Annotated in this window: 24 protein-coding genes and 1 pseudogene; 16 read left to right on the top strand and 9 right to left on the bottom strand. The window is 76.3% G+C overall.

Annotation, left to right across the window (positions count from 1 at the left end):
- Positions 1 to 13: 13 nt before the first annotated feature.
- A complete protein-coding gene (locus HLV61_RS02065) occupies positions 14 to 796 on the top strand; it encodes an isocitrate lyase/PEP mutase family protein (RefSeq protein WP_369252464.1) in 783 nt (260 codons plus the stop codon).
- Between the two features lie 23 nt (positions 797 to 819).
- Here HLV61_RS02065 and HLV61_RS02070 read toward each other — a convergent pair whose 3' ends face one another.
- Both HLV61_RS02070 and HLV61_RS02075 read right to left on the bottom strand, forming a co-directional pair.
- Positions 820 to 1125, bottom strand: a complete 306-nt coding sequence (locus HLV61_RS02070; RefSeq protein ID WP_369252466.1) for a hypothetical protein — start codon at positions 1123 to 1125, stop codon at positions 820 to 822.
- The gene (locus HLV61_RS02075) at positions 1122 to 1781 is read right to left on the bottom strand and encodes a maleylpyruvate isomerase family mycothiol-dependent enzyme (protein ID WP_369252468.1); all 660 of its coding nucleotides are present in this window, start codon (positions 1779 to 1781) and stop codon (positions 1122 to 1124) included. The genes HLV61_RS02070 and HLV61_RS02075 overlap by 4 nt, the downstream gene beginning before the upstream one ends.
- Before the next feature lie 74 nt (positions 1782 to 1855).
- Here HLV61_RS02075 and HLV61_RS02080 point away from each other — a divergent pair, with 74 nt between their 5' ends.
- Positions 1856 to 2302, top strand: coding sequence for a MarR family winged helix-turn-helix transcriptional regulator (locus tag HLV61_RS02080; RefSeq protein WP_369252470.1), 447 nt, complete (start codon positions 1856 to 1858; stop codon positions 2300 to 2302).
- Here the strand turns inward: HLV61_RS02080 and HLV61_RS02085 are convergent.
- The 4 genes from HLV61_RS02085 to HLV61_RS02100 are packed head-to-tail and all read right to left on the bottom strand — an operon-like array spanning position 2293 to position 5495.
- A complete protein-coding gene (locus HLV61_RS02085) occupies positions 2293 to 2712 on the bottom strand; it encodes a Fur family transcriptional regulator (protein WP_369252472.1) in 420 nt (139 codons plus the stop codon). The two genes, HLV61_RS02080 and HLV61_RS02085, sit on opposite strands and share 10 nt — an antisense overlap.
- Positions 2709 to 3734, bottom strand: a complete 1026-nt coding sequence (locus HLV61_RS02090) for a metal ABC transporter permease (RefSeq protein WP_369252474.1) — start codon at positions 3732 to 3734, stop codon at positions 2709 to 2711. The genes HLV61_RS02085 and HLV61_RS02090 overlap by 4 nt, the downstream gene beginning before the upstream one ends.
- 1 nt (position 3735) lies before the next feature.
- Positions 3736 to 4542 carry a metal ABC transporter ATP-binding protein gene (locus tag HLV61_RS02095; protein ID WP_369252476.1) on the bottom strand — a complete coding sequence of 269 codons (807 nt, stop codon included), beginning with the start codon at positions 4540 to 4542 and terminating at the stop codon, positions 3736 to 3738.
- The gene (locus tag HLV61_RS02100; protein ID WP_369252478.1) at positions 4539 to 5495 is read right to left on the bottom strand and encodes a metal ABC transporter substrate-binding protein; all 957 of its coding nucleotides are present in this window, start codon (positions 5493 to 5495) and stop codon (positions 4539 to 4541) included. Before HLV61_RS02100 ends, HLV61_RS02095 begins: the two co-directional genes overlap by 4 nt.
- A 65-nt stretch (positions 5496 to 5560) precedes the next feature.
- On the opposite strand from HLV61_RS02100, the gene HLV61_RS02105 reads away from it, so the two are divergent.
- The 10 genes and pseudogenes from HLV61_RS02105 (at position 5561) to holA (ending at position 17089) form a co-directional block, all read left to right on the top strand.
- Complete coding sequence (locus tag HLV61_RS02105) at positions 5561 to 6814, top strand: glutamate-5-semialdehyde dehydrogenase (RefSeq protein WP_369252480.1); 1254 nt, start codon at positions 5561 to 5563, stop codon at positions 6812 to 6814.
- Between the two features lie 32 nt (positions 6815 to 6846).
- Entirely contained in the window at positions 6847 to 7734 is an 888-nt protein-coding gene (locus tag HLV61_RS02110) for an AAA family ATPase (RefSeq protein WP_369252482.1), read from the top strand.
- Positions 7734 to 9179, top strand: coding sequence for a vWA domain-containing protein (locus HLV61_RS02115; RefSeq protein WP_369252484.1), 1446 nt, complete (start codon positions 7734 to 7736; stop codon positions 9177 to 9179). Before HLV61_RS02110 ends, HLV61_RS02115 begins: the two co-directional genes overlap by 1 nt.
- A 316-nt stretch (positions 9180 to 9495) precedes the next feature.
- Positions 9496 to 10224, top strand: a complete 729-nt coding sequence (nadD, locus tag HLV61_RS02120) for a nicotinate-nucleotide adenylyltransferase (protein WP_369252486.1) — start codon at positions 9496 to 9498, stop codon at positions 10222 to 10224.
- Positions 10221 to 10865, top strand: coding sequence for a ribosome silencing factor (gene rsfS, locus HLV61_RS02125; RefSeq protein ID WP_369252488.1), 645 nt, complete (start codon positions 10221 to 10223; stop codon positions 10863 to 10865). The genes nadD and rsfS overlap by 4 nt, the downstream gene beginning before the upstream one ends.
- Complete coding sequence (locus HLV61_RS02130; RefSeq protein ID WP_369252490.1) at positions 10862 to 11614, top strand: histidine phosphatase family protein; 753 nt, start codon at positions 10862 to 10864, stop codon at positions 11612 to 11614. The genes rsfS and HLV61_RS02130 overlap by 4 nt, the downstream gene beginning before the upstream one ends.
- Before the next feature lie 55 nt (positions 11615 to 11669).
- Positions 11670 to 12533, top strand: coding sequence for a DegV family protein (locus HLV61_RS02135; RefSeq protein ID WP_369252492.1), 864 nt, complete (start codon positions 11670 to 11672; stop codon positions 12531 to 12533).
- A 173-nt stretch (positions 12534 to 12706) separates the two neighbouring features.
- Positions 12707 to 13597 carry a ComEA family DNA-binding protein gene (locus HLV61_RS02140; RefSeq protein WP_369252494.1) on the top strand — a complete coding sequence of 297 codons (891 nt, stop codon included), beginning with the start codon at positions 12707 to 12709 and terminating at the stop codon, positions 13595 to 13597.
- Between the two features lie 671 nt (positions 13598 to 14268).
- Positions 14269 to 15699 (top strand): annotated as a pseudogene (locus HLV61_RS02145) (ComEC/Rec2 family competence protein); the annotation flags it as partial.
- A gap of 385 nt (positions 15700 to 16084) precedes the next feature.
- The gene (gene holA, locus HLV61_RS02150) at positions 16085 to 17089 is read left to right on the top strand and encodes a DNA polymerase III subunit delta (RefSeq protein WP_369252496.1); all 1005 of its coding nucleotides are present in this window, start codon (positions 16085 to 16087) and stop codon (positions 17087 to 17089) included.
- 107 nt (positions 17090 to 17196) lie between these two features.
- Here the strand turns inward: holA and rpsT are convergent, their stop codons facing one another.
- A complete protein-coding gene (gene rpsT / locus HLV61_RS02155) occupies positions 17197 to 17457 on the bottom strand; it encodes a 30S ribosomal protein S20 (protein ID WP_369252498.1) in 261 nt (86 codons plus the stop codon).
- Between the two features lie 180 nt (positions 17458 to 17637).
- Here rpsT and lepA point away from each other — a divergent pair, with 180 nt between their 5' ends.
- Positions 17638 to 19482, top strand: a complete 1845-nt coding sequence (gene lepA, locus HLV61_RS02160; RefSeq protein WP_369252500.1) for a translation elongation factor 4 — start codon at positions 17638 to 17640, stop codon at positions 19480 to 19482.
- Positions 19479 to 20132, top strand: coding sequence for an MOSC domain-containing protein (locus HLV61_RS02165; protein ID WP_369252502.1), 654 nt, complete (start codon positions 19479 to 19481; stop codon positions 20130 to 20132). The genes lepA and HLV61_RS02165 overlap by 4 nt, the downstream gene beginning before the upstream one ends.
- 4 nt (positions 20133 to 20136) lie before the next feature.
- Here the strand turns inward: HLV61_RS02165 and HLV61_RS02170 are convergent, their stop codons facing one another.
- Positions 20137 to 20547, bottom strand: coding sequence for a VOC family protein (locus tag HLV61_RS02170; protein ID WP_369252504.1), 411 nt, complete (start codon positions 20545 to 20547; stop codon positions 20137 to 20139).
- Positions 20548 to 20638: 91 nt separating this feature from the next.
- Between HLV61_RS02170 and HLV61_RS02175 the strand changes: the two genes are divergently transcribed.
- Positions 20639 to 21367 (top strand): LppX_LprAFG lipoprotein, encoded by a 729-nt coding sequence (locus HLV61_RS02175; protein WP_369252506.1) that lies wholly within the window; start codon positions 20639 to 20641, stop codon positions 21365 to 21367.
- Positions 21336 to 23090 (top strand): MFS transporter, encoded by a 1755-nt coding sequence (locus tag HLV61_RS02180; protein WP_369252508.1) that lies wholly within the window; start codon positions 21336 to 21338, stop codon positions 23088 to 23090. Before HLV61_RS02175 ends, HLV61_RS02180 begins: the two co-directional genes overlap by 32 nt.
- Here HLV61_RS02180 and HLV61_RS02185 read toward each other — a convergent pair.
- Positions 23059 to 23373, bottom strand: a complete 315-nt coding sequence (locus HLV61_RS02185) for a hypothetical protein (protein ID WP_369252510.1) — start codon at positions 23371 to 23373, stop codon at positions 23059 to 23061. The genes HLV61_RS02180 and HLV61_RS02185 overlap by 32 nt on opposite strands.
- Positions 23374 to 23379: the final 6 nt, after the last annotated feature.

Consider the following 23379-nt stretch of genomic DNA (forward strand, 5'->3'; position numbering starts at 1 on the left):
TACGGTCGGGTCCGTGACCGATCTCGCGACCCGCGCCCGGACCCTGCTCGACCTGCACACCGCCCCGGAGATCCTCGTCCTCACCAACGTGTGGGACGTCGTCTCCGCCCAGGTGGTCGCCCGCACCGAGGGCGTGCGCGCCCTCGCCACCGCCAGCCACGGCATCGCCTCGACCTTCGGCTACGAGGACGGCGAGAACATCCCGCTCGACCTGCACCTGGACATGGTGGGCCGGATCGCCGCCGCCGTGGACCTTCCGGTGAGCATGGACATGGAGGCCGGCTACGGCGACGCCGGCGAGACCGCCCGCCGCGCCATGGAGAAGGGCGTCGTCGGCGGCAACCTCGAGGACCAGATGAAGCCGCTGGACGAGGCCGTGGCCGCCGTCGAGGCGGTCGTGCGCGCCGGGAGCGACGCCGGTGTGGACTTCGTGCTCAACGCCCGCACCGACGCCCTCCTGCGCGGCGGGCCCGGCGCCGACCGCGCCGCGCTGGTCGCCGAGGCCGTCCGCCGCGGGCAGGCCTTCCTCGAGGCCGGTGCCCCGGTCGTGTTCGTGCCCGGCCTGGTGGCCCGCGAGGAGATCGAGGCGGTCGTCGAGGGCCTCGGCCGCAACCGGCTGACCCTGATCAGCGTGCCCGGCGCCTCCCTGCCGGCCCGCGAGATGCAGGAGCTCGGCGTCGCGCGCGTGTCCACCGGCCCGTTCACCCAGCGGGTGGCGCTCACCGCGCTCCAGGACGCCGTCGTCGAGATGGTCGGCGGCGGCGTCCTCCCGCCCGGCACCCGCGCGCTCAACTAGGCCGCGCGGGCGCCGGCCCGCGGTCAGACGGCGACGCCGGCGCGGGGGAGCACCAGGCCGCGGACGTCGAACGGGGTCACCACCGTGGGCGTCCGCGGCCGTCCCTGCAGCACCTCGGTCGCCACCGGCCCGACGACGTCGGCGCTGTAGCGCTCGAAGTCCTCGCGCGACTCCCACACCTCGACCACCTGGAAGCCGTCCGCGGTCTGCCGGGCGAGGTGCACCAGCAGGCCGTCGACGACGCCGCCGGTCCGTTCCAGCAGGGCCCGGTGGACGGCGTCGTACAGCTCCACCGGCTCGGCCACGTCCATGGTCACGGCCCACGTCATGGCGTCCTCCTCATCGGGTCGTCGCGACGGCCCTCTGCCGCCGCCAGCCGCTGCGCGCCCTCGCCGCCGAGCCGGCCGACCGTGGCGGTGCGGCCGGTGAGCAGCAGCAGGAGGTCGCCGGTCGTGCCCTCGACGAGGGCGCCCTCGCCGGCCGACCAGTCCGAGTCGATGGCGACGAGCCGCAGGCCCGCGAGCTGCTTCCGGGCCCGGAACGGGAAGGACAGCTGCCACACCCGGGCGGCCGAGACGGCCGCGGCGGCCGGCGGCACCGGCCGGGCCCGGCCCAGCGGCACCGAGATGTCCTGGCCGTGCACGAGCACGTCGGTCAGCGGCTCGACGGGGGAGACGAACGGCGCCGTGCGCCGGGAGCCGACCATCGCGCGGATCCGCCGGCCGTACTCCGCGGTCGGCAGCGGGCCCACGCGCAGCGCGGACTCCCGGATCATCCGGTCGAAGCTGCCCCGTGCCCGGACGGTCTCGACCAGGGCCGGCCAGGGACCCATCTGGGCGAGCGTCAGGTGCGCGGCGACGTCGCGCACCCGCCAGCCCGCGCACAGGGACGGGGCCTCCCACTCGCCGGGTGTGAGGTCGTCGAGCAGGTCGGCGAGGCTCGCCCGCTGGGAGTCGATGGTGCGCCACACGTCGTCGAGGTCCACGACGACCTCCCTGGAGAGTTGGTACGATCGCCTGACCATCTAGTCAGAACACCTGACCACAGTCAAGGGGGATCGTGACCGGGTCCGACGACGGCCACCAGAACCTGGCGCTCCTGTGCTTCTATCCGGCCCGGGCCATGGAGGCCCGGGTCCTGGCGGCGATGGCCGAGGCGGGGTTCGACGACATCACGGCCGCCCAGGGGCGCATCGCCGCGCGGATCGGCCCCGGCGGCACCCGGCTGACCGACCTGGCCGCGCAGGCGCTGGTGACCAAGCAGACCGCGGGCCACCTCGTCGACCAGCTCGAGCGCGCTGGCTACGTCCGCCGCGTGCCCGACCCCACCGACGCGCGCGCCCGGCTGGTGCAGATGGCCGAGCGCGGACGGGCCGTCGTCGCCCTCGCCCGGCGCGTGGAGGCCGAGGTCGAGGCGGAGTGGACGGCCCACCTCGGGGAGGAGGTCACCGCCGCGCTGCGGGCGGCGCTGACCCGGCTGCGCGAGGTGACCGACCCCTACCGCTGAGCAGCGGCCCCCGCGGCGCAGGCGCTGCAGGTGCCGAACACCTCGAGCTGGTGCTGGACGTCGGCGAACCCGTGCTCGGCCGCCACCCGCGCGGCCCAGCGCTCCACCGGCGGGTCGGCGACCTCGACGGTCCGGCCGCACGAGCGGCAGACCAGGTGGTGGTGGTGCACCGGCGAGCAGCGCCGGTAGGCCGCCTCGCCGTCCTCGCTGCGCAGGACGTCGACCAGGCCGTCGTCGACGAGGGCCTGCAGCGCCCGGTAGACGGTGGCCAGGCCGACGGCGTCGCCGCGCTCCCGCAGCAGCGCGTGCAGGTCCTGGGCGGTGCGGAACCCGTCGAGCTCGTCGAGCAGCGCCAGTACCGCCGTCCGCTGCCGGGTCTGCCGGCGGACCGGGACCTCCGGTGCGCTCACGCTCGCTCCCTCCCCGCCGGCGGCGTCGCGACGGCGGGCTCGCTGTGCTCGTCGTAGTGGACGCCGGTGCCGGTCCGGTGCGGTGCGTGTAGGTGCCCGTCGTGGTCGTAGTCGACGTGGTCGCCGTGCGGCACCGGCCGGTGCCCGCAGCCCTCGCCGTGCTCGTGCGGGTGGGCGGCGTGCACGTCGGTCCGGCGGCCGTGCCGCCGCCGGGCCGTGGCGTCCCGCAGGGCCACCGCGACGGTGACGGCGAGGAACAGCGCGATGGCCAGCAGCACGATCGTGCCGCCGGACGGGGTGCCGGTGTAGTACGAGGTCGCGGTGCCCGCGACGCTGACCACCACGCCGATCGCGCAGGCGAGGTACAGCGTGCTGCGGAAGCTGCGGCCGACCAGCTGGGCCACGGCGCTCGGCAGGATCATCAGCGCACTGATCAGCAGCAGCCCGACCACCCGCATGGACAGCACCACGGTCGAGGCGACCAGTGCCGCCAGCACCACGTTGAGCGGCAGCACGGGCAGGCCGACCGCGCGGGCGTACTCCTCGTCGTCGCTGACCGCGTAGAGCCGGGAGCCCAGCAGCCACACGACGCCCAGGACCACGACGGTGATGACGGCGAACACGGCCACGTCGGACGTCGTCGTCGTGGTGATCGCGCCGAACAGGTAGGCGTCGAGGTTGGTGGCCTGTCCGCGGGGGGCCAGGGAGAGCAGCACGACGCCGCCGGCGATGCCGCCGTAGAAGAGGACGGCGAGGGCGACGTCGCCGCTGGTGCGCCCGCGCGCGCGGACCAGCTCGATGAGCACCGCGCCCAGCACGGCGGCGACCAGTGCCGTCCCGACCGGTGCGCTGGAGGTGAGCACCCCGACGCCGACCCCGGTGAGCGCGACGTGGCCGAGCCCGTCCCCGAGCAGCGACAGCCGGCGCTGGACGAGGAAGACGCCCACCGCCGGGGCGACGAGTCCGACCATCAGCGAGGCCAGCAGCGCCCGCTGCATGAAGCCGTAGTCGAGCAGTTCCACCTCAGCGGCTCCCGTCGCGGACCCGGGCGGCGTCCGGTGCCGGCCGCGGCTGGTCGAGGCGGTATCCCCGGACCGGTCGGGCGGTGGCCTCGTCCGGGTGGTGGCAGTCGGGCCCGGCGGCCGGGCCGGCGCCGCTCAGCGGCCCGTCGTAGGTCAGCCGCCCGGAGTCCACGACGACGGCGCGGCGGAGCACGCCGGCCAGCGGGCCGGTCTCGTGGGTCACGACGACGAGTGTCGTGCCGGCCGCCGACACCCGCGCCAGCACCGCGGCCAGTGCCGCCTGGCTGGCCGCGTCGACGCCGGCGGTCGGCTCGTCCATCACCAGCAGTTCCGGCTCGGCGGCCAGCGCGCGGGCCACGAGCACCCGGCGCTGCTGCCCGCCCGAGAGCGAGGCCACCGGGTCGTCGAGCCGGTCGGCGAGGCCCACGGCGTCGACCGCCTCGGCGACGGCGGCCCGGTCGCGCGCGACCGGCCGGCCGAACAGGCCCAGCCGCGGCAACCGGCCGACGCCGACGACCTCCCGCACGGTGGCCGGCATCGCACCGCTGACGGTGTGCCGCTGGGGGACGTAGCCGACCCGGCCGTGCTCGCGCAGCCGGCCCACCGGGGCGCCGAGCACCTCCACGGTCCCGCCGAGGACGGCTGCCAGGCCCAGCGCCCCGCGCATGAGGGTGGTCTTGCCCGAGCCGTTGGAGCCGATGACCGCGACGGCCTCGCCGCGCCGGACGGTCAGCGAGGCGTCGCGCACGATGGCGACGTCGCCGTAGCCGACCGTGGCGCCGGTGAGGCGCAGCGCGGGGTCGCTCATGCGCAGCCCTGTCCCTCCCGCAGCGTCGCCAGGTCGGCGCGCATGACCGCGAGGTAGTCCTCGCCGGCCGACTCGTCGGTCAGGCCCTCGATCGGGTCGAGGACGGCGGTCTGCACACCGGCCTCCCGGGCGACGGTCTCGGCGACGGCGGGGTCGACGAGGGTCTCGGTGTAGACGGTCGTCACGCCGCGCTCCCGGACCAGACTAGAGATCTCGGCGAGCTGGGCAGGGCTGGGCTCGCTCGAGGGGCTCAGCCCGTTGATGCCGACGACGTCGAGGCCGTACCGCTCGGCGAGGTAGCCGAACGCGTCGTGCCCGGTGACCAGCGTGGGGACCGCGCAGTCGGCCAGGCCCTGGGCCATCTCGGCGTCGAGGGCCTCGAGGTCGGCGCGCAGCGCCGCGGCGTTGTCGCGGAAGGTGCCGGCGCCGTCGGGGTCGATCTCGGCGAGCCGGTCGGCCAGCGCGTCGCCGACGTCGGCCAGCCGGGTGGGGTCGAGCCAGAAGTGCGGGTCGACGACCTCCTCGCCCTCCGCGTGCTCCTCCTCGCCCTCGTGCTCCTCGCTCTCATGGGCGTGCTCCTCCGCGGTGGTCAGCGACAGGTCGGCCGCCTCGCCGGCGTCCCACGCGGCGTCCCCGGCCTCGACGACGGCGTCGTCGAGCGCCGGCTGGAACCCCTGGAGGTAGACGACGAGGTCGGCGTCGGACAGCGACGCGACGTCCTGCGGGGTGAGCTCGAGGTCGTGCGGCTCGGCGCCCGGCGGGGTCAGCGAGGCGACGTCGACCCGGTCGCCGCCGACCTGCTCGGCCGTCCACTGCAGGGGATAGAAGGCCGCCTCGACCGAGACGCCGTCCGCGGCGGCGGCGTCGTCGTCCCCGGAGGAGCCGCAGGCGGCCAGCAGGAGGGCGGTGGCGGCCGCGGTGGCCGAGGCGAGGACGCGCGTCGTCGTGGGCATGAGAACCATTCTCACACACCGTGTGACGCGCCCGGGCGGAGAGGCCGGCGCGTAGTCTGCGGAACGTGTCCGACGCCGCCGACCTGCCGCTGATCGGGGCCGCCGCGCTGCGTGCCCGCGCCGCGTCCCGCGTGCTGCGCACCCTGCCGACCGACGTCAAGGACGCCGCCCTCTCGGCCATGGCCGACGCGCTGGTCGAGCGCACCGACGAGGTGCTGGCGGCCAACGCGCTCGACGTCGACGCCGCGGCCGCCGACGGGACGCCGGCCTCGGTGCTCGACCGGCTGCGGCTGGACGCCGGTCGGGTCGCCGGGGTGGCCGCCGCGCTGCGCGAGCTGGTCGCCCTGCCCGACCCGGTGGGCGACGTCGTCCGCGGCTCGCGGCTGCCCAACGGGCTGGAGCTGCGGCAGGTCCGGGTGCCCTTCGGCGTGATCGGCATCGTGTACGAGGCGCGGCCCAACGTGACCGTCGACGCCGCGGGCCTGTGCCTCAAGAGCGGCAACGCGGCGCTGCTGCGCGGCTCGGCCTCGGCGTACCGCACCAATGCCGCGCTGGTCGCCGTCCTGTCCGACGCCGGGCAGAAGGCGGGCCTGCCGGAGGGGTCCGTTGAGCTGCTGCCGGCCGATCGCGCCTCCGTCGGCGAGCTGCTCGGCGCCCGCGGCTCCGTCGACCTGGTCATCCCGCGCGGCGGCGCCTCGCTCATCCAGCGGGTGGTCCGCGAGGCGCAGGTGCCGGTGATCGAGACCGGCGTCGGCAACTGCCACGTCTACGTGGACGCCTCCGCCGACGCCGCCACGGCCGAGGCGATCGTGCTGAACTCCAAGACCCACCGGGTCAGCGTCTGCAACTCCGCGGAGACGCTGCTGGTGCACCGGGACGTGCCGTTCCTGCCTCGCCTGCTGGGCGCGCTGGTCGACGCCGGGGTCACCCTGCACGGCGACGACGCCGCCCGCGCCGCGCACGAGGCCGTCGTCCCGGCCACCGACGAGGACTGGGCCACCGAGTACCTGTCGATGGACATGGCCGTGCGCGTCGTCGACGACCTGCCGGCCGCGCTCGAGCACGTCGCGCGGTGGGGGAGCGGGCACTCCGAGGCGATCGTCGCCGACTCCGCCGCCGCGATCGCCGCGTTCACCGCCGGCGTCGACGCCGCCGCGATCCTGGTCAACGCCTCCACCCGGTTCACCGACGGCGGCGAGTTCGGCTTCGGCGCCGAGATCGGCATCTCCACGCAGAAGCTGCACGCGCGCGGGCCGCTGGGCCTGCCGGAGCTGACCAGCACCACCTACGTCGTCACGGGCAGCGGCCACACCCGCTGAACCCCCCCCGGTCACCCCTCCCGAGGAGTCCCATGCCCCGCCCGCCGACGCAGATGCCCCAGTTCTCCTCGGTCGCCGACGTCGGCAAGCGGCTGTCGACCGCCGGCTACCTGCCCGACGCGCAGATCGCGACGACGGTCTTCCTCGCCGACCGGCTGGGCAAGCCGCTGCTGGTGGAGGGGCCGGCGGGCACCGGGAAGACCGAGCTGGCCAAGGCGCTGGCGACGGCGACCGGCTCGGAGCTGATCCGGCTGCAGTGCTACGAGGGCCTCGACGAGGCGCGCGCGCTCTACGAGTGGAACTACAAGAAGCAGCTGCTGCGCATCCAGGCGGCCCAGGGCGGCGACGGCACCGACTGGGACACCGTGCACGACGACATCTTCGGCGAGGAGTTCCTCCTCTCCCGGCCGCTGCTGACCGCGATCCGGCGCACCGAGCCGACCGTGCTGCTCATCGACGAGACCGACAAGGCCGACGTCGAGGTCGAGGGCCTGCTGCTGGAGGTGCTCAGCGACTTCCAGGTCACCATCCCCGAGCTCGGCACCGTGGCCGCCACCCGGCGGCCGACCGTCGTGCTCACCTCCAACGCCACCCGCGAGCTGTCCGAGGCGCTCAAGCGGCGCTGCCTGTACCTGTCGCTGGACTACCCGTCGGCCGAGCGGGAGCGGGAGATCGTGCTCTCCCGGGTGCCCGACCTCGCGCCGGGGCTGGCCGAGCAGCTGGTGCGCACCATCCGGGCGCTGCGGGCGATGGAGCTGAAGAAGTCGCCGTCGATCTCCGAGACCCTCGACTGGGCGCAGACGCTGCTCGAGTTGGGCCTGGACACCCTCGACGAGACGGCGGTGCGCTCGACGCTCGGCGTGGTGCTCAAGCACGCCAGCGACCAGGAGCGCGCGGCCGCCGAGCTGCGGCTCAACTGATGTCCGCGCCGTCGGCTCCTGCCCCCGGCGGGCTGGCCGGGCACCTCGACGGGTTCGTGCGCGCGGTGCGCGAGGCCGGCATCCCGGTCGGGATCAGCCAGGCCGTCGACGCCGCGGAGATCCTCACCGTCGTCGACCTGCTCCAGCGCGAGCAGCTGCGGCACGGGCTGGCGGCGGTGCTGCTGCAGCGGGCCTCGCAGCGGCCGCCCTACGACACGCTGTTCGACCTGTGGTGGCCGCTGTCGGACCGCCCGCGGACCGGCTCATACTCCGCCTCCGCGGAGGGGGAGGGGGAGCCCGGCGCCGACGACGGTTCGACCCTGGACCTGCCCGACGGTCACGGCGACGAGCGCGACCTCGCCCAGCGGATGCGCGAGCAGCTGGCCCGGCTGCTGATGGACGGCGACGACGAGGCGCTGCGCCGGTTCGCGCGCCAGGCCGTCGAGCAGCTCGGGCGGGCGCCGGCGTCGCCGTCCGGGCAGGCCTACTTCGGCTACCGGGTGATGCGGGCGCTGTCGCCGGACACGCTCGTGGCGCAGATGCTCGCCGGGCTGCTCGGTGACGGCGGCCGCGGCGGGCTGGCCGAGCAGGTCGCGCGGCAGACCGTCCGCGAGCGGCTGGCGGCGTTCCGGTCGGCCGTCGACGCCGAGGTGCGGCGGCGCGCGGCGGCCGAGCGGGGCCGCGAGCGGGTGGCCAAGAGCGCGGTGCGGCCGCTGGCCGAGCAGGTCGACTTCCTGCGGGCGCAGCAGTCCGACCTCGCCGAGCTGCGCCGGACGGTGGCGCCGCTGGCCCGGCGGCTGGCCGTGCGGCTCTCGGCCCGGCGGCGCATGGGGCGCCAGGGCCGGCTGGACTTCCGCAAGACGGTGCGCGCCTCGCTGGGCACCGGCGGCGTGCCGGTGGTGACCCACCACCGGCCGCGCAAGGTGCACAAGCCCGAGCTCGTGGTGCTCTGCGACGTCAGCGGTTCGGTGGCCGGCTTCAGCCACTTCACGCTGATGCTCACCCAGGCGCTGCGCGAGCACTTCTCCGGCGTCCGCGCGTTCGCCTTCGTCGACGCCACCGACGAGGTGACCCGCTTCTTCCGCCCCGGTGCCGACGTCTCGGCCGCCATCGCCCGCATCGGGCGGGAGGCCGACGTCGTCGCCTTCGACGGGCACAGCGACTACGGCAACGCCCTCGAGGTCTTCGCCGACCGCTGGCCCGCCGCCGTCGGGCCGAAGACGTCGCTGCTGGTGCTCGGCGACGGGCGGACCAACTACCGCCAGCCGGGCCTGCCGGTGCTGGCCGACCTCGTCCGCAAGGCCCGCTCGGCGCACTGGCTCAACCCGGAGCCGCGGCGGCTGTGGGGGAGCGGGGACTCCGCCGCGGACCGCTACGGCGAGGTCATCGACATGGTGGAGTGCCGCAACGCCACGCAGCTCGCGGACTTCGTCACCACGCTCTGATCCCGGCTCCCGCCGACACACCCGCGAGGGGGGTTCCCCCGGCCGGGCGTGACCGGTCGGCCGGTGGGCCGTTGGTCAGCGCGGGCACCGGTCGTGACACCGGGGCCCGGCCCGGCCGCCGTCGTCGTGACCGCGGCCGGGTCGTGCGACCGACGGCACGGGGGTGCCGGTCGCGGCCGGACGATCCGTCCCGGCGGCCGGGTGCGGCGTCCCGCACCCGGCCGTCCGCGTCCGCCTCCTGCCGCCCCGCACTCCGGGCTGCCGGCGGGACCGGTCCAGCCGGGCCGCTCCGGAGGTGCCCGGCTAGGCTCGATCGGTGGCTGGCACCCGGATCGGCGTGATGGGCGGGACGTTCGACCCGATCCACCACGGCCACCTGGTCGCCGCCAGCGAGGTCGCTGGGCTCTTCGGTCTCGACGAGGTCGTCTTCGTGCCCACCGGGCAGCCCTGGCAGAAGAGCGAGCGCGAGGTCAGCCCGGCCGAGGACCGCTACCTCATGACCGTCATCGCCACCGCCTCCAACCCGCGGTTCTCCGTGAGCCGCGTCGACGTCGACCGCGACGGCCCCACGTACACGATCGACACCCTCGCCGACCTGCACGCCCAGCGGCCCGACGCCGAGCTGTTCTTCATCACCGGCGCCGACGCGCTGTCGCAGATCCTGAGCTGGCGCGACAGCGACCGGTTCCTCCGGCTGGCCCACTTCGTGGGGGTGACCCGGCCCGGGTTCACCCTCGCCGACGGGCACCTGCCCGAGGGAGCGGTCAGCCTGGTCGAGATCCCGGCGCTGGCGATCAGCTCCACCGACTGCCGCGACCGCGTCGCCCGCGGGATGCCGGTCTGGTACCTCGTCCCCGACGGCGTGGTCCAGTACATCGAGAAGCGGGGCCTCTACCGCTCGGCACCGGGCGCCCGGCGCCTCCCGGGTCCCCGCCCCGACCGGCCGCCCCTCGACCGGCCCGCGCCCGACCGTCCGCCGGCTCCCGACGTCGGCACCGAGCCCACCGACCCACCTGCTGCCCACCTCCGGGAGGTACCCCGATGACCGCCTCCGCCGAGGCCCGGGAGACCGCGCTGCTCGCCGCCCAGGCCGCCGCGGACAAGCTCGCCACGAACGTCTCGATCGTCGACGTCAGCGACCGCCTCGCCATCACCGACGCCTTCGTGCTCGCCGCGGCCCCCAACGAGCGCCAGGTGCAGGCGATCGTCGACGAGGTCGAGGAGCGCCTGCGTCAGCACGGCGTCAAGCCGGTCCGCCGCGAGGGCGTCGCCGAGGCCCGCTGGGTGCTGCTCGACTTCGTCGACGTCGTCGTCCACGTGCAGCACGCCGAGGAGCGCGCGTACTACGCCCTCGAGCGGCTGTGGAAGGACTGCCCGACGATCCCGTTCGTCGACCGGGCCGCGCCGACCGCCGCCCCCGGCACCGACTCCACGGGCACCGCCGGGGCCGGCAGCGGCACCCTGTCGGCCGACGACGTCGACCCGGGCAGCTCCGATCCGGTGTCCCTGGCACCCGACCCGACCGAGGACCTCACCGAGGACGACCTGGCCGACGAGGACGTGCTGGAGGGCGAGGACGTGCTGGAGGGCGACCCGACGCAGGACGGCGCGCTCGACGACGACGGTGCCGGGTCCGGCCCGGGCTCCGAGCCCGGGGGCGGGGACGCGGGGACGACCGGCCGGTGACGGCTCCCGCCGCGCTCGACCTGCCGGTGCCCCGGCTGCTCGTCTGGCGGCACGGTCGCACGGAGTGGAACGCCACGGGGCGCTTCCAGGGACAGATGGACCCGCCCCTGGACGCCGAGGGCCGGGCGCAGGCCGCACGCACGGCCCCGCACCTCGTCGCCACCGGGCTGGGTCCCGCGACCACGGTCGTCGTGGCCAGCGACCTCGTCCGCGCCGCCGACACCGCGACCGCCCTGACCGACGCGCTGGGCGTGCCGCTGCGCCTGGACGGGCGCCTGCGCGAGCACGGACTGGGCTGCTGGGAGGGGCTCACCCGCGACGAGGTCGCCGAGCGCCATCCCGAGCAGTACGCCGACTGGCTCGCCGGCCGCCCGGTGCACGGCCGCGGTGGCGAGCAGTCCGCCGACGTGGCGCGCCGCGCACTGGCCGCCCTCCAGGACCTGCCGCCGGCCGAGGTCGCCGTCGTCGTCACCCACGGCGGCACCGCCGGGCGCCTCATCGAGGCGCTGCTCGAGCTCGGCCCGCAGCACCGCCGGGTGTTCGGGCCGCTGGCCAACTGCGGCTGGAGCGAGCTGGCCCGGCACGGGGAGCGCTGGCGGCTGATGCGGCACAACACCGTCGTCGCCGCGCTCCCGGGCAGCCTGGAGGGGCCGGTGCCCGGCCGCCCGGCCACGGCGCCGGTGGACGCCGCGGCCACGCCGGAGGGTGCCGCACCCCCGCCCTCGCAGGACGCCGACGCGGTCCTCTGACCGCGCCTGCGGGCTCCCGGCCGCCGGCCCGCCGGCCGCGGGCTAGCCTCCCCTGATGCCGGTCGCCGTGGTCACCGACTCCACGGCCTACCTGCCGTCCGAGGTCGTGGCGCGCTACGGCATCGAGGTGGTGCCGCTCTACGTGGTGCTGGCCGGCCACTCCGGGCGGGAGGGCGAGGAGATCACCCCGGGTGACGTGGCCCGGGCGCTGACCACCCGCGGCCAGCAGGTGTCCACGTCGCGGCCGACGCCCGGGGACTTCGTCGCCGCCTACCGCCGCCAGCTGGCCGCGGGCGCCGACCGGGTGGTCTCGGTCCACCTGTCCGCGGAGCTGTCGAGCACGTGCGACGCCGCCCGGCTGGCCGCCGCCCAGGTCGGCGAGCACGTCGTCACCGTCCTCGACTCGCGGTCGGCGGCCATGGGCACCGGCTTCGCCGTCCTCGCCGCCGCGCGCTGCGCCGCCGAGGGGGGCGACGCCGGTGAGGTCGCCGCCGTCGCCGAGCGCACCGCCGCGCGCACGCGGACGTTCTTCGTCGTCGACACCCTCGAGCACCTCCGGCGCGGTGGCCGCATCGGCGCCGCGGCCTCGCTGCTGGGCACGGCGCTGGCGGTCAAGCCGGTGCTGCACGTCGCCGACGGTCAGGTCGTGCCGCTGGAGCGGGTCCGGACGTCGGCCCGCGCACTCGCCCGCCTGGTGCAGCGCGCCGCGGAGGCCGCCGGCGGTCCCGGTGCCTCCTTCGCCGTCCACCACCTCGCGGCTCCCGACCGCGCCGCGAAGCTCGCGTCGGAGCTGCAGCGCGCGGTGCCCGGCCTGCGCGAGCTGTTCGTCAGCGAGCTCGGTGCGGCGATCGGCGCGCACGTCGGCCCCGGCGCGGTGGGCGTGGTGGTGACCCCGGCGGAGGACGGCGACCGGGGCTGAGGGCGGGGCGGGGAGCACGGGCGGGGTGGGGAGCACGGGCGGGGTGGGGAGCACGGGCGCAGCCTGCACCCGCCCGCGGGCCTCCCGGCCCCGTCCGTCCACAACCGGCACGGCCCTCCACAGCCTTCCGCGCTCCGGGTCCGCGGCTGGGCGGCCTGCCTAGCGTCCGCCAGGTGCGCCTGACCTCCCGTCGCGATCCCGCCGCCGACGTCATCCGTGCCCGCCTGCGGGTGCTGCTCGACGAGGGCCGGCGCTCCGGCTGGCTGCCCGACGACGATCCGCTCGGGGACCCGCCCCGCACGGGCGTCGCCGTCCTCCGCCCTCCCGTGGGCGACCCCGACGACGAGGGGCACGACGAGCCCGACGACGAGGGCGGGGAGCAGCTGCCGGGGAGTCTCGGCCGTCACCGGGCTCCGGGCCGGGCCGTCCGCGTCGATCCGGGCCGGCGCGGCAGCGCGGCGCTGTGGCTCACCGGCCTGCTCGCCGCCCTGGTGCTGGCCGGCTGGACCTGGCTGCAGCGGCCGGAGGTCGCGCCGGCTCCGGAGCCGCCCGCGGTCCCCGCCGTGGTCCCCGCGGTCGAGGACGGGGAGGGGACGGCGGGAGCCGAGACCACCGAGCCCGCCGAGGCCGCCGGTGCCGGCGGCACCGTGGTGGTCTCCGTCGTCGGGCTGGTCGTCTCCCCGGGCCTGGTGACGCTGCCGGAGGGGGCGCGGGTGGCCGACGCGGTCGCGGCGGCCGGCGGCTTCCTGCCCGAGGCCGATCCCGCGTCGGTCAACCTGGCCGCGGTCGTCAGCGACGGTCAGCAGGTGGCGGTCGGCGTCCCGGGCGTGGCGGCACCGGCGTCCGGGCCGGCCGGCGCAGCGACGCCGGCCGGCCCGCTCGACCTGAACGCGGCCACGGTCGCCGACCTCGACGCGCTGCCCGGCCTCGGGCCCGTCCTGGCCCAGCGCATCGTCGACCACCGCGCGCAGCACGGCCGGTTCACCAGCGTCGAGCAGCTCGACGACGTCCCGGGCATCGGGCCGGCGGTCTACGCCGGGCTGGCCGACCTGGTGCGGGTGTGAGCAGCTCCCGGGACCGCCGCTGGTCGTGGGTGGACCTGCGCCTGGCTCCGGTCGCGGCCGCGGTGTGGGCCGTCACCCTCGTCTCGGCACTGCTCGCCCCGGACGTCCTGCTGGTGCTGGCCGGCGCGGTCACGCTCGCCGCCGTCCTGCTCGTGCCGCGCCGCGGGTCGGCGGGGGTCCTGGTCCTGCTGGCGGTGCTCGCCGCCGTGGCCACCACCGCCACGGTCGCCGCCGTCCGCGGTGCGGCCCGTGCCGCGTCGCCGCTGGCCGAGGCCGCGGGCGGCCGGACGGTGGAGGTGGTGCTGGAGGTCGACGGCGACCCGCGGCGCGTCGCCGGAGTGGGCCCGCCCCGGCTTGTCCTCGACGTCACGGTCACCACCCTCGCCGACGGCGCCGACACGGTCGTGCTGAGCGCCGGGGCGGTGCTGTTCGCCCCGGCGGAGGACTGGGCCGCGGTGCTGCCCGGGGAGGTCGTCCGGACGCGGGTGGCGGTCGCGACCGTGCCGGCCACCGAGGGCGTCGTCGCCCGGCTCTCCGCGCGGGGTCCGCCCGAGCCCGTCGAGGGGCCGTCGCGGCTGCAGCGCGCCGCCGGTGCGGTGCGCGACGGGCTGGCCGCCACGGCGGACCGCGTGCTCGACGCCCCGGCCGGCGGCCTGCTGCCCGGGCTGGTGGTGGGGGACACCCGCGGCCTGGACCCGGTGCTGGAGGAGGACTTCCGGCGGGCCGGGCTGTCCCACCTCACCGCGGTCTCCGGCGCGAACGTCGCGATCGTCCTCACCGGGGTGCTCGCGCCGCTGCGCCGCCGGGCGGTGAGCCGGCGGGTGCAGGCGGGGGTCGCGCTCGTCGCCCTGGCAGGCTTCGTCGTGCTCGTCCGGCCCGAGGCCAGCGTCGTCCGGGCGGCGGCGATGGGTGCGGTCACGCTCCTCGCCCTGGCCACGGGTCGGGCACGGGCGGCGGTCCCGGCGCTGTCCGCCGCGGTCGCCGTGCTGCTGCTCCTGGACCCGCGCCTGGCCCGGGACGCCGGCTTCGCGCTGTCGGTGGCCGCGACCGCGGCCATCGTGCTGCTGGCGCCCGGCTGGTCACGGCGCCTGCAGCGGCGGGGCTGGCCGCGCACGCCGGCCGACGCCGTGGCGGTCGCCGCGGCCGCCGGGCTGGCGACCGCACCGCTGGTGGCCGGGCTGTCCGGCCTGGTCAGCCCGGTGTCGCTGCCGGCCAACCTGCTCGCCGCGCCCGCGGTGGCGCCGGCGACCGTGCTGGGGCTGCTCGCCGCCCTCGCCGGGCCGGTCCTGCCGGTCGCCGGGGACGGCCTGGCCTGGCTGGCGGGCTGGCCGGTGCGCTGGCTGGTCACGGTGGCCCGGACCGCGGCCGGCCTGCCCGACGGCGCGACCGGCTGGCCGGCCGGCACCGGCGGGGCACTGCTGCTCACCGTCCTGCTGCTGGTCGCGGGCCTGGTGCTGTGGCGGTTCCGGCGGCTGCGCCCGCTCGGGCTGGCGGCGCTGGTCGGCCTGGTGCTGCTCGGCTGGCCGCTGCGCCAGGCGGCCGACGGCTGGCCGCCTCCCGGGGCGGTCCTGGTCGCCTGCGACGTCGGGCAGGGCGACGCGCTGGTGGTCCCCACCGGCCCCGGTGAGGGCGTGCTCGTCGACGCCGGACCGGAGGTGGGGCCGGTCGACCGGTGCCTGGACCGGCTGGGGATCGACCGGCTGCCGCTGGTGCTCCTGTCGCACCTGGACGCCGACCACGTCGGCGGCCTGGCCGGCGCCCTGGACGGGCGCGAGGTGGGCACTGTCGCGAGCGGCACGCTGTCGCCGGCCGACGAACGGGCCGGGGACCTCGACGTGGCCGCCGCCCGGGCCGGCGCCCGCCGCGAGGTGCTGGTCCCCGGTGACCGGTGGGAGGTGGGCGGCGTGCGCCTCCAGGTCCTCGCCCCACCCGCGGAGATCGCGACGGCGGCCGCCGAGCCCAACGACCTGTCGCTGGTCGTGCGGGTGACCGTGCGCGGGATCCGGGTGCTGCTGACCGGCGACCTGAGCGCCACGGCCGAGGCGCGGGTGCTCGACCGGGGCGTGGACCTGCGCGCCGACGTGCTCAAGGTGCCGCACCACGGCAGCGCCGACGTCGACCCGGCCTTCCTCGCCGCGACCGGTGCGCGGGTCGCGCTGGTCAGCGTCGGCGCGGACAACACCTACGGGCACCCGGCGCCGCGGCTGCTGTCGCTGCTGGCCCGTGACGGGATGCGGGTGCACCGCACCGACCAGGAGGGCGACCTGGCCGTCGTCGGGTCGGCGGGGGAGTGGGGCGTCGCCGCGCGCGGGTCGCCCGGCGCGTCGGCCGCCCGCCCCGTCCTGCCCGACGCCGTGCTGTCCGACCCCGTGCTGTCCGGCCCTGTGCTGGCCGACACCCGGCTGTCCGGTCCCGTGCTCCCGGACGGTCTGCCCGCGGGCCCCGTGGCGCGGCGGGACCGTCGGCGGGCCGTGACACCATCGGGGCGTGGCAGCGGCACCCCCGGCACCGACCTCCCGGCTGCGGGCCGTCGTCGGCGAGGAGGAGCTGCTGCGCTCCCGCGCCGTCGCCGCCGTGCGGGCCGCCGTCCTCGAGCGCCACCCGCAGGCCGAGCTGCACGAGCTGCCCGCGCTGGGCCTGCCGGCCGGCCAGCTCGCCGACGTGCTCGCGCCCTCCCTGTTCGGGGAGCACCGGCTCGTCGTGGTCGCCGGCGTGCACGAGGCCGCCGGTGCCCTCGTCGACGCGCTGACCAGCTACTGCAAGGACCCCGACCCGGAGCTCACGCTGGTCGTCGTGCACCACGGCGGCAAGCGCAACGAGGCGCTGCTCAAGGCGCTCACCGCGGCGGGGGCGGCGGTCGACGAGTGCCCCAAGATCTCCTCGGCCGGGGACCGCGCGGCCTTCGTCCGCAACGAGGTGCGCTCGGCCGGCGGCCGGATCACCGCCGACGCGGTGACGGCGCTGGTCGAGGCGGTCGGCGGGGACCTGCGGGCGCTGGCGTCGGCGGCCACCCAGCTGGTCGCCGACTTCGGCGGCACCATCGACGCCGACGCCGTCGCGCGGTTCCACCGCGGCCAGGCCGAGGTCACCGGCTTCACCGTCGCCGAGAAGGTGCTGGTGGGCGACCGGCAGGGGTCGATCGAGTCGCTGCGCTGGGCGCTCGAGCGCGGGGTCGCGCAGGTGCTCATCGCCGACGCGATCGCCGACGGCATCCGCACCGCCGCGCGGGTGACCTCGCTGAACACGAGCAACACCGGCGAGCTCGCCCGCGCGCTGAAGCTCCCGCCGTGGAAGGTGAAGAAGGCGCAGTCGCAGGCGCGCGGCTGGAGCATCGAGGGCCTCCAGCAGGCGATCGGGGTGGCCGCCGAGCTCAACGCCGACGTCAAGGGCGTGGCCGCCAGCGCCGACTACGCGCTCGAGCGGGCCATCCGCCGCATCGTGGCCATCCGCACCGCCACCGGCCGGGGCGGACGGGTCCGCGCCGGCTACTGAGCCGCACCCCGGCCCGGCGCCCGGCGGGTCCGGTCAGCGCCCCACACGCGACGAGCCCCCGTCCTCCGGCGGGAGGACGGGGGCTCGTCGGGAGCGCGGAGGGCGGTTCAGAGGCTGGTCAGCTGCTTGGCCATGCCCGACTTGCGGTTGGCCGCCTGGTTCTTGTGGATGATGCCCTTGCTGGCGGCCTTGTCGAGGGCCTTGCCGGCCTTCTGCAGCGCCGTGGTCGCGGCCTCGGTGTCGCCGGCAGCGGCGGCCGCGCGGAAGCGGCGGACGGCCGTCTTCAGGGCGGACTTGACGGCGACGTTGCGCTGGCGCGCCTTCTCGTTCGTCTTGTTCCGCTTGATCTGGGACTTGATGTTCGCCACGCGTGAGCCTCGGTGTCTCGCAGGAGGGAAAGGGTCTGTCGGTGCGTCCGGACGGCGTGCGTCAGCGGACCGGCCTGCCAGGTTACCAGCGTGCCGTGCAGCGCCCCACCCCGGCCGGCAGGAGGGCCTCCCGGCAGGGTGCTCGGCGGCGGCGGCTCGTCGTGGGACGATGGCGGCACTGTGACGACGCCTGCTGCCACCGATCCCGCCCGGATCCGGAACTTCTGCATCATCGCCCACATCGACCACGGCAAGTCGACGCTGGCCGACCGGATGCTCGAGGTGACCGGGCTCGTGGAGGGGCGCCACATGCGTGCCCAGTACCTCGACCGCATGGACATCGAGCGGGAGCGCGGCATCACCATCAAGGCGCAGAACGTGCGCCTGCCGTGGACGCCCCGCTCCGGCGCGGACACCGGCACCGAGTACGTGCTCGACATGATCGACACCCCGGGCCACGTCGACTTCACCTACGAGGTGTCCCGGTCGCTCGCGGCCTGCGAGGGCGCGGTGCTGCTGGTCGACGCCGCCCAGGGGATCGAGGCCCAGACGCTGGCCAACCTCTACCTGGCCCTGGAGAACGACCTCACGATCATCCCGGTCCTCAACAAGATCGACCTGCCGGCCGCCCAGCCGGAGAGGTACGCCGCCGAGATCGCGCACATCATCGGCTGCGACCCCGAGGACGTGCTGCGCGTCAGCGGCAAGACCGGCGAGGGCGTCCCCGCGCTGCTCGACCGCATCGTCACGGAGATCCCTGCCCCGACCGGCGACGCCGCCGGCGCCGCCCGGGCGATGATCTTCGACTCGGTTTACGACATCTACCGCGGCGTCATCACCTACGTCCGCGTCGTCGACGGACGGATCTCCGCCCGCGACAAGATCAAGATGATGTCCACCGGTGCCACGCACGAGCTGCTCGAGATCGGCGTCATCTCCCCGGAGCCCAAGCCGGTGGACAGCCTGGGCGTCGGCGAGGTCGGCTACTTCATCACCGGCGTGAAGGACGTCCGCCAGTCCCGGGTCGGCGACACCGTCACGCTGCAGTACAAGCCGGCCACCGAGTCGATCGGCGGCTACCGCGACCCCAAGCCGATGGTCTACTCCGGCCTCTATCCCATCGACGGCAGCGAGTACCCGCTGCTGCGCGAGGCGCTGGACAAGCTGCTGCTCAACGACGCGGCGCTGACCTACGAGCCGGAGACCTCCGCGGCGCTCGGCTTCGGCTTCCGCGTCGGCTTCCTCGGCCTGCTGCACCTGGAGATCGTCCGCGAGCGGCTCGAGCGTGAGGCCGGCATCAGCCTGATCTCCACCGCGCCGAACGTCGTCTACCGGGTGGTCATGGAGGACCGCTCGGAGGTCACCGTGACCAACCCCAGCGACTGGCCCGAGGGCAAGATCGACCGCGTCTACGAGCCGATCGTCAACGCCACGATCATCGCGCCCAGCGACTACACGGGCGCCATCATGGAGCTGTGCCAGAGCCGGCGCGGCCAGCTCGGCGGCATGGACTACCTGAGCGAGTCCCGCGTGGAGCTGCGCTACACGCTGCCGCTCGGCGAGATCATCTTCGACTTCTTCGACGCGCTGAAGTCGCGCACCCGCGGCTACGCCAGCCTCGACTACTCCGAGGCCGGCGAGCAGGAGTCCGCGCTGGTCAAGGTGGACATCCTGCTGCAGGGCGAGGCCGTCGACGCGTTCAGCGCGATCGTGCACAAGGACAAGGCCTACGGCTACGGCGTGATGATGGCCGGCAAGCTGCGCGAGCTCATCCCGCGCCAGCAGTTCGAGGTGCCGATCCAGGCGGCCGTCGGCTCCCGGGTCATCGCCCGCGAGACCGTGCGCGCCATCCGCAAGGACGTCCTCGCCAAGTGCTACGGCGGTGACATCACCCGCAAGCGCAAGCTGCTGGAGAAGCAGAAGGAGGGCAAGAAGCGGATGAAGATGGTGGGCCGCGTCGAGGTCCCCCAGGAGGCCTTCGTCGCCGCGCTGTCCACCAACGAGTCCACCGCCTCCAAGAAGTGAGCCCGCGGCTGCTGGCCGTATGCGTCTCCGGCTCCGACCTGCTGCCCCTGCCGGGGCGCCGGCCCGACCGCAGCGGCATCGACAAGAAGCCGGTGGCCGGCCGGGTCGCCGTCGGCGGGCTCGGCCTGGACCGCGACGTCCAGGTCAACCGGAAGTACCACGGCGGGGAGGGGCAGGCGGTCTACGCCTACGCCCAGGAGGACGCCGACCACTGGGCCGCCGAGCTCGACCGCGACCTCCCGCCCGGCCGGTTCGGGGAGAACCTGCGGACGGCGGGCCTCGACCTCACCGGCGCGGTGATCGGCGAGCGCTGGCGGGTGGGGACGGCGCTGCTCGAGGTCACCGCGCCGCGGATCCCGTGCGCCAACTTCGCCCGCTTCTGGGACGTGCCCGACCTGGTCAGGCGCTTCACCGCTCACGGGGCCACCGGCGCCTACCTGCGGGTGCTCGAGACCGGCGAGGTCGGTGCCGGCGACGAGGTGACCGTCGTCGAGCGGCCCGCGCACGAGGTCACCACGGGCCTGGCCTTCCGGGCGCTGACCACCCAGCGCTACCGGATCGCCCAGCTGGAGCCGGCGCTGGCGGCGATGCCGGTCAAGGACCAGCTCAAGCTCGCCGCGCGGATCGCCCGGGCGGCCGCCCCCGCGTAGCCGCTCAGTGCAGCCAGGACGCGTACGACAGCCCGACGACGAGCCCCTCGGTGCTCTGCAGCCGGGCGACCGTCTGTCCCCACGGCTCGGTGCGCGCCCCGTGCAGCAGCGTGTGGCCCCGCTCCTCGAGCTCGGCCGCGCTGGCGGCCACCGCTTCGGCGTCGGCGAGCTCGAACTCGATGCTGGCCTGCGGCACCGGGCGGTCCGGCGGCCAGTCGAGCGTGCCGAAGCAGGCCCGGGCGGCCTGGGTCAGCAGCCAGACACCGAAGTGGCGGCTGCCCCCGATCCGCTCGCTGGGGACGTAGTCGCCGTCCATCTGCTCGAGGGGCAGGCCCAGGGCGTCGACGTACAGGGCGCGGCTCGCGGCGGGGTCCGCGGTGACCACGCTGACGCTGGCGATGAACAGCACGTCCACCGCACCAGCCTGGACCTCCTCCCGCAGCGGGAGAACCCCCGCTGCCTGCGGCCCCCGCCGCGAGCGACGCGCTACCGTGCCCGCGCACCGGGTGCACCGGCGCAACGGGGAGGTCGTCATGCTGCTGCGCCGTGCCGCCGTCCTGGTGGCCGGGCTCGTGCTCACGGGGTCGGCGCTGGCCGGCTGCGGGTCCGACGAGCCCGAGGAGTCGGCCGCTGACCTGCTCGCCCGCGCCAAGACGACGCTCGACGACACCGACCGCCTGCACTTCGTGCTGACCAGCGAGGGCGCGCCGACCACCGGCACCGCGCTGGTCGGCGGCGAGGGCGACGTCGTCCGCCCGGCCTCCTTCCAGGGCACGCTGCAGGTGCTGGCCGGAGGGTCGGCGCTCGACCTCGCCGTCGTCTCCGTCGACGGCACCGTCCACGCGCAGCTGCCCTTCACCAGTGGCTACAGCGTCGTCGACCCCGCGCAGTTCGGCTTCGGCGACCCCGGCGCCCTGCTCGACCCCGACACCGGCATCTCCCAGCTGCTGGCCCAGGCCGGCTCCGCCGAGCTGGGGGAGGAGCGGCGGGTCGACGGCGAGGTGGTGCGCGAGGTGACCGCGCAGCTGCCCGGCGACCTGGTCGAGGAGGTGCTCACCAGTGAGGACCCGAGCCAGCCGGTGGAGGCCCGCTTCTCCGTGGCGACCGAGACCGGCCAGCTGCGCCGCGCCGAGCTGACCGGCCCGTTCTACGCCGCCGACCGGGACGCCACCTTCACCATCGAGCTCTCCGAGGCCGGCGACGATGTCGAGATCACCCCACCGCCTGTCGGCTGAGCAGCCGCCGGCCGCGACGATCCGGGCGCCCGGGCTGCCGCTGGTCGTCCTGGCCACGCTCGCGGTCCTGGTGACCGCGGCCGACACCTACGTCGTCGTCCTGGCGCTGCCCGACATCCTCACCGGGGTCGGCGTCGGCATCGACGAGCTGCAGCGGGCGACGCCGATCGTCGGCGGCTTCCTCCTCGGCTACACCGCCACGCTGCCGCTGCTGGGCCGGCTGGCCGACCTGCGCGGGCGGGTGCCGGTGCTCGCCGGCTGCCTGCTGCTGTTCGCCGTGGGCTCCCTGCTCACCGCGACGGCGGCCGGGCTGGGCACCGCCGTCGCCGGGCGCGGCCTGCAGGGCGTGGGCGCCGGCGGGCTGGTCCCGGCCACGCTCGCCCTGGTCGCCGACCGGTGGCCGCCGGAGCGCCGGGCGGTGCCGCTGGGCGTGGTCGGCGCCGTGCAGGAGGCCGGTGCGGTGCTCGGCCCGCTGGCCGGGGCCGCGGTGCTCGCGGTCGGCGACTGGCGGGCGGTCTTCTGGATCAACCTGCTGCTCGGCCTCGCGCTGGCCGCCGGGGTGGTGGCGACCGGAGGGCGGCGCCCCGACCCGCTGGGGCTGGCCCTGCTCGCCCTCACCGGCGCCGCCGCCGGGCTGCAGCTGGCCGAGCCCGCCGCGCTGGCCGAGGACGTGACGCTCGGCCTGGCCTGGGTGCCGCTGGCCGACGGTGTCGCTGCCACGACGCCGCTGGTGCTGGGAGCCGGGATCGCGGGGATCGCCCTGGTGGCGCGCAGCCTGACCCGCCCCGACGGCGCGGTCCTGCCGCTGCGCGGGGTGCCGCGGCTGCTGCGCGAGGTCGACGTCGCCGGGTCGCTGCTCGCCGTCGTGGCGCTGGGCGCGCTGGTGTGGGCCTTCGCCGCCGCCGATCCGGCCCGCGAGGTCGTGGCGCACGGACCGGTGCTGCTGCCGGTGGCGGCCGCGGCCGCCGTCGCCTTCTGGCTGCACGAGCGGCGCACGCCCGACCCGGTGCTGCCGCTGGCGGCGCTGCGGCCGGCCGGCGCCTGGGGTGCGCTGCTGGTCAACCTGCTGGTCGGGGTGGCGCTGGTGGCCGCGCTGGTCGACGTCCCGCTGTTCGCCCGCGCGACGACGACGCCCGGTGACCAGCTCGGCGCCGCGCTGGTGCTGGTGCGGCTGCTGGTCGCCGTCCCGGTGGGCGCGGTGGCCGGCGGGTGGCTGTGCCGGGTTGCGCCCCCGCGGGCCGTCGCCGCGGGCGGCATGGCGCTGGCCGCCCTGGCGCTGTGGGCCATGACCGGCTGGGGGGAGACCTCGCTGGACTCCTGGACGTCGACCGTCGTGCTGCTCGCCGCGGGTCTCGGGTTCGGCCTGGCCATCGCGCCGGTCAACGCGGTGCTGCTCGCCGTCACCGCACCCGAGGTGCACGGCAGCGCCGGCGCGCTGGCCGTCGTCGCCCGGACCGTCGGCATGCTGGTGGGGCTCTCGCTGCTCACCGCGGTGGCGCTGCGCCGGTTCACCGCCGAGGTCGGGGCGATCGGCTCGCCGCTGACGCTGTGCCCGGCCTCGCCCGCGGACTGCCCCGCGTACGAGGACGCCACCGACGCCGCCGTCCTCCTCCAGCTGCACACCGTCTTCGCCGGCGCCGCGGTCGCCGCCGCGCTGGCGGGGGTCGCGGCGCTGGTGCTGCTCCGGGAGGTCAGCCGGGCTCGCGCACCTCGTAGTGCGTGACGGTGTCCTCGCGCTGCACGAGGTAGCGGTCGTCCTCGGGGTAGTAGACGGCGGCCTCGAGGTCGTCGCCGGCGAACCCGCGGACGGCCTCCAGCGACTCCCACAGGCTCAGCGCCACGATCTCGGTGCGGCCGTCGCCGAGGTCGCGGGTGAGCACCCAGGCGCCCTCGTTGCCCGGCGTCCGCCGGTACCCGCCGACGCCGGTCTCCTCGACGTAGGCGGCGTAGGCGGCGGTGTCCTCGGTGCGGACCCAGCCCCGCCACACCCGTGCTGTCCTGGCCACGACCGG

Source organism: Geodermatophilus amargosae, assembly GCF_041028265.1.
GTDB lineage: Bacteria > Actinomycetota > Actinomycetes > Mycobacteriales > Geodermatophilaceae > Geodermatophilus > Geodermatophilus amargosae_A.

Excerpts from the sequence above, each read along its gene's own strand:
- HLV61_RS02070 (WP_369252466.1), bottom strand. The coding sequence starts at position 1,125 with ATGACGTGGGCCGTGACCATGGACGTGGCCGAGCCGGTGGAGCTGTAC.
- HLV61_RS02095 (WP_369252476.1), bottom strand. The coding sequence starts at position 4,542 with ATGAGCGACCCCGCGCTGCGCCTCACCGGCGCCACGGTCGGCTACGGC.
- HLV61_RS02100 (WP_369252478.1), bottom strand. The coding sequence starts at position 5,495 with ATGCCCACGACGACGCGCGTCCTCGCCTCGGCCACCGCGGCCGCCACC.
- HLV61_RS02110 (WP_369252482.1), top strand. The coding sequence starts at position 6,847 with ATGCCCCGCCCGCCGACGCAGATGCCCCAGTTCTCCTCGGTCGCCGAC.
- HLV61_RS02115 (WP_369252484.1), top strand. The coding sequence starts at position 7,734 with ATGTCCGCGCCGTCGGCTCCTGCCCCCGGCGGGCTGGCCGGGCACCTC.
- rsfS (WP_369252488.1), top strand. The coding sequence starts at position 10,221 with ATGACCGCCTCCGCCGAGGCCCGGGAGACCGCGCTGCTCGCCGCCCAG.
- HLV61_RS02135 (WP_369252492.1), top strand. The coding sequence starts at position 11,670 with ATGCCGGTCGCCGTGGTCACCGACTCCACGGCCTACCTGCCGTCCGAG.
- HLV61_RS02180 (WP_369252508.1), top strand. The coding sequence starts at position 21,336 with ATGTCGAGATCACCCCACCGCCTGTCGGCTGAGCAGCCGCCGGCCGCG.